Origin of the sequence: Clostridium sp. (genome assembly GCF_040797585.1) — a bacterium.
Lineage (GTDB): Bacteria > Bacillota > Clostridia > Clostridiales > Clostridiaceae > Clostridium_Z.
Window position 1 is genome coordinate 1 of record NZ_JBFNEO010000235.1, and the last position, 4193, is coordinate 4193.

Below are 4193 nucleotides of genomic sequence, written 5' to 3' on the forward strand. Positions count from 1 at the left end.
GGATTTATGATATCATCAAAGATAACCTTTTCTATGTAAAAAATGATGAAAAAGGGGACTTATATTATTTATTTAATGAAGCAAAAGTTGAAGTTAAGGTTGAAGATAAAATTTTAGATTTGACTAAACATAAGGATAAGGTAAGTGAGGTACTTACAGGAGTTATAAGAGAAGATAAAGATAGTGCCTATGATTATAAGGACAAGTCATATACCTTATGGTATCAATTTGAAGATAACAGTAAAGCAGAGGTTAAAGTCTATGATAATTATGTAGAATATGAGGGGAAGAAATATAATATCACTAATGTTCTATATACTTTCGAGAAATTACTTAAGGATATAGGAGGGATTTAAAATGTTTATGAATATGAAAATGCCTAAAATAATCAAATCTCTTCTAATAATATTATCCTTAGTCATAATTATTATAGGGGGAATAATCTTATATAAAAAATCTAATGTTAAGGAAGAGCTAAGGGATAGAGTTGTTCTAAATGATGGAGCCATAGCCTACAATAAAGATAATGTAGACAGGGCATTAAATCTTATAGAAGATCTTAAAGGCTTAGATGGAGAGGAATATGAGCTTTTAAAAGATGAGGAAATTTTATTTGAAAATAACAATAATAATATTTTTAAGCTGTATAAGGATAATGAAAGTTATGGTGTTGATTCAGTACAATTAGATAATTATGGTGAAAAGTATTTTATCTATGGTATAAATTCTAAGTATTATAAGATTGAGGAATCAGAAACTTCATTAGAGTTTTTTAAAGGGTTCTATAATGAGTTTAAGAACATAAGATTAGAACCTAATATAAAGTTCATGGAGGAAGTAGAAGATATATATTTAAAGGCACCAGCTTTAAACATGAGAGATATGAAGCTGGGAGAGGAAAACTTTAAAAGGATAAAATCTCTTTTAATAGAAGCGCTTAAAAAACAAGAGGAGAATAGGGATAATTATGAAGAGAAATTAGATAATGAGGATATTATTGAACTTGGTAATGAAAAATATATATTAACTTTAAACACAAAGGATAGCAGTAAAAAAATAAATTTATATAATGATTATTATGAAAAATTTTACACTAATTTCAACTTTGAAAATTTAATTTCAAGTAAAGAAATGTATCACATGGTAGAAGAAATATTATCTGTTGATGTTCATAAGGAGAATTTAAACTATATACTCCTTGCAGAGGATTTAAAGATATATGTAGATGGAAAAGAAGAGGGAAGTAGTGATTTAGGTTCATCATTAAAGAAGCGTATTTTGGAAATTATATGTAATGGTAATTTTCATAAAGATAAGCTTGAACTTGAAATGAAGCATAACATAGAAATAGGTCTTAAAATAAAAGGAGAAGAGGTAAAACTCAAAGTTCTATCTGACGAAGTAATTTTTAATGACAGAATCTATGAGGCTAAGGGAGTATATAATTCTTTAAATCTTATGCTTAATTTAGATTAATCTTTTATTTTAGTTAGATCTTAAAATAATAACAATTACTAATTTAAAGCTCTAAAATACCAAAATTTAAGCTCTAGAAATTAATAATTTCAATAGAATAATTTAACTCTTTAGAATAGTTAAATTAAAATTATCAATTGAGTCTACTTTAAGACCTAGCTATATCAAAAGGTTAATTCAGATATTAAAGATAGTTCACCTATAATAAGGGTTAAAAGTATTTACTGAGCTTAATTATGTTTTACAATCTAGAATTGTAATTTTAAAATTACAACTCTAGAAAAGTTATTAAGAAAAGAAAGTCTGGATATTCCAGACTTTCTTTTTGTTAATTAAAATATTTAAGAGAATAAGGTTTAATATATATTTAATTTAGGAGGTAATTGTAAGTTGTATGCTTAATTAGGGGAAAGATAACCTTATATGAGATTTTATCCGTTCATTTACATTAGCTACTCATTTAAAGTTTTAAGCCAAAGGCTTTACCCATCTTTTTCTCCCACCTATTTAAGGCATGGAGTGTTATAGCGGGAGCCTAAGGCAAAATAAGTGAAAGTTTAGCTTCTAGATAAGACTTAAATTAATGAGAAAAACTAAAAATAATTTAATTTAAAAAGTATTAAAGTGTGAGGTTATTTCCTTCTGAATTCTTTTTAAATCTTTATGTCTTAATTTAGTTTCTTTTCTTATGTCATTCCAATCGTCGCCAGCTATTAGCATTTCTCTAGCTTTAGATTTTCTATCTTCGTCTCCCATTTGATTTAAATCCACCATTTCATTCATCTCCTTTCACAATATTATATTGTGTAGAAAATAGTTTTATATAACAAGAAAAAATAGCTAGTAATTGAGATATGAAGGCTTTAAGGAGGAAGTTAATAATAAATCTAAAATTTTCAAAAAAGTTTTTGAAGAATTTTAGTATAGATATAATCACATAAGAATTTAAGTTAAGCTAAAGTATAGAATTATTTAAGTCATCTTCAAAGGGTGAGTCTTGCAGTGGTATATATAATAAAGAGGTAAAGGATTCTATATAACATGACATACAATTTTTTATAGGTTATAATATAAATAATTAAAATTGGTGCTAGAGGGGTTAGTATATGCTAGCTGAGAATGGGAACCATATTTCCTGACTCTTAATACCTGATCTGGATAATGCCAGCGTAGGAAAGCAGATGACAATTATAGTCCCTCTAGATAATCTAGGGGGTTTTTTAGATGAAATTTATAAATAAACATAATATTAATGAATTAGGACATAGAAAGGTTTATAAGCTTACCTTAAGTGCTTTATTTATAGCCATGGGAACCCTAACAGGATCTCTTCTCTACATACCCTTTTTAGGAGGAAAGATGTTTCCAGTTCAGCATTTTTTAAATGTATTAGGAGGAGTATTACTGGGACCTTATTATGGATTTTTAAATGCCGTGTCTATTTCACTACTAAGAAATATTATGGGAACAGGATCTATATTAGCCTTTCCAGGAAGCATATTCGGAGCTCTGCTTGCTGGACTTTTTTATAAAAAATTTAAAAATATATATTTAGCCGCTCTGGGAGAAGTTATTGGAACAGGAGTAATTGGAGCTATTCTAGCCTACCCTTTAGCTACAATTGTTATGGGGAAAGAAGCAGCTGTTTTTGCTTTTGTATTTCCATTTTCTTTAAGCTGTATAGGAGGAGCTATCTTAGCTTTAATATTACTAAAGATTCCTATGATAGAACGAATCTTCCTTCAGATGGGGTTCTTTCCACCATATGAAGGTTAGATGAGTTAATCTAGGGGCATAGCAATTGTTATCACCAACCTTTTAAGAGGGGTGGGATGTTAAAGCTTATAGCTATCAGATAAAAGGGCTAACTAGTAATAAGACTAAAGACTTTTAAGTGGGGGAACATATGAAAGAAGTAAATTTAACTTTTAATATATTAGACAGCATAAGAGAAGTTAATCCATTAATTCATATAATTTCTAATTTTGTTACCATGAATGATGTGGCTCAAAGTCTTTCTTTCTTAGGAGCGAGGCCAATAATGGCTCATTATTATAAAGATGTGCAGTATATAACAAAGAGTAGCGATGGATTAGTTGTTAATCTTGGAACCATGGATAATTTTAGAGAAGAAGGGATATTAGAGTCAGCGAATATAGCAAGATATAACTCTATTCCTTGGATTCTTGATCCGGTAGGAATTCAGGGTTCTCATTATAGAAAAAACTTAGCCATAGAGTTAATAGATAAGGGAAGCCCTAATGTGATTAAGGGGAATTTAAGTGAGATTAAGAGTATTTTAGGTAGGAAGAGTATATATAAGGGAATAGATTCCTTGGAGGAATCCTTAATGGTAAATAAGGAACTTCAGAGAGAAATAGAAGATTATGCTAGGAATAGTAATGTAATTATTGTAATAACAGGAGAGGTGGATTTTATAACTGATGGAAAAACCACTTATTATGTTTATAATGGAGATGGCATAATGAGTAGGGTTACAGGCACAGGATGTATATTATCTGTATTAATTGGAGCCTTCATATCCGTAGAAAAAAGCAAAGAGAATTTAACTTTAGCTGTAGTAGAGGCTGTTTCTTTTTGGGGGATAATAGGAGAGGTATGTAAAGGAGAACTTAAAAAATCCGAAGGATTAAATACCTATAGGTTTAAGTTGTTAGATAAAATTTCTCTAATTTCTAAAAAAGATTTAATGCTTA

The 4193-nt window shown here is 28.8% G+C and carries 5 protein-coding genes and 1 riboswitch; of the genes, 4 read left to right on the forward strand and 1 reads right to left on the reverse strand.

Features of this window, described 5'->3' with window-relative positions; translation table 11 throughout:
- Both AB2369_RS11975 and AB2369_RS11980 read left to right on the forward strand, forming a co-directional pair.
- On the forward strand, positions 1-356 hold a 356-nt coding region (locus tag AB2369_RS11975), incomplete at its 5' end, for a hypothetical protein (RefSeq protein WP_367666707.1).
- Between the two features lies 1 nt (position 357).
- Positions 358-1476, forward strand: coding sequence for a hypothetical protein (locus tag AB2369_RS11980; protein ID WP_367666708.1), 1119 nt, complete (start codon positions 358-360; stop codon positions 1474-1476).
- A gap of 609 nt (positions 1477-2085) precedes the next feature.
- On the opposite strand, the gene AB2369_RS11985 is transcribed toward AB2369_RS11980, so the two are convergent.
- Complete coding sequence (locus AB2369_RS11985) at positions 2086-2250, reverse strand: hypothetical protein (RefSeq protein WP_367666709.1); 165 nt, start codon at positions 2248-2250, stop codon at positions 2086-2088.
- Between the two features lie 308 nt (positions 2251-2558).
- A riboswitch (TPP riboswitch) is annotated at positions 2559-2669 on the forward strand.
- Positions 2670-2700: 31 nt separating this feature from the next.
- On the opposite strand from AB2369_RS11985, the gene thiW reads away from it, so the two are divergent.
- The gene (thiW, locus tag AB2369_RS11990; RefSeq protein ID WP_367666710.1) at positions 2701-3252 is read left to right on the forward strand and encodes an energy coupling factor transporter S component ThiW; all 552 of its coding nucleotides are present in this window, start codon (positions 2701-2703) and stop codon (positions 3250-3252) included.
- Between the two features lie 130 nt (positions 3253-3382).
- Positions 3383-4193 (forward strand): hydroxyethylthiazole kinase (gene thiM, locus AB2369_RS11995; protein WP_367666711.1); only part of this gene is annotated, 811 nt, incomplete at its 3' end.

Coding starts and splice junctions, on each gene's coding strand:
- AB2369_RS11980 (WP_367666708.1), top strand. CDS start 358: ATGTTTATGAATATGAAAATGCCTAAAATAATCAAATCTCTTCTAATA.
- AB2369_RS11985 (WP_367666709.1), bottom strand. CDS start 2,250: ATGGTGGATTTAAATCAAATGGGAGACGAAGATAGAAAATCTAAAGCT.
- thiW (WP_367666710.1), top strand. CDS start 2,701: ATGAAATTTATAAATAAACATAATATTAATGAATTAGGACATAGAAAG.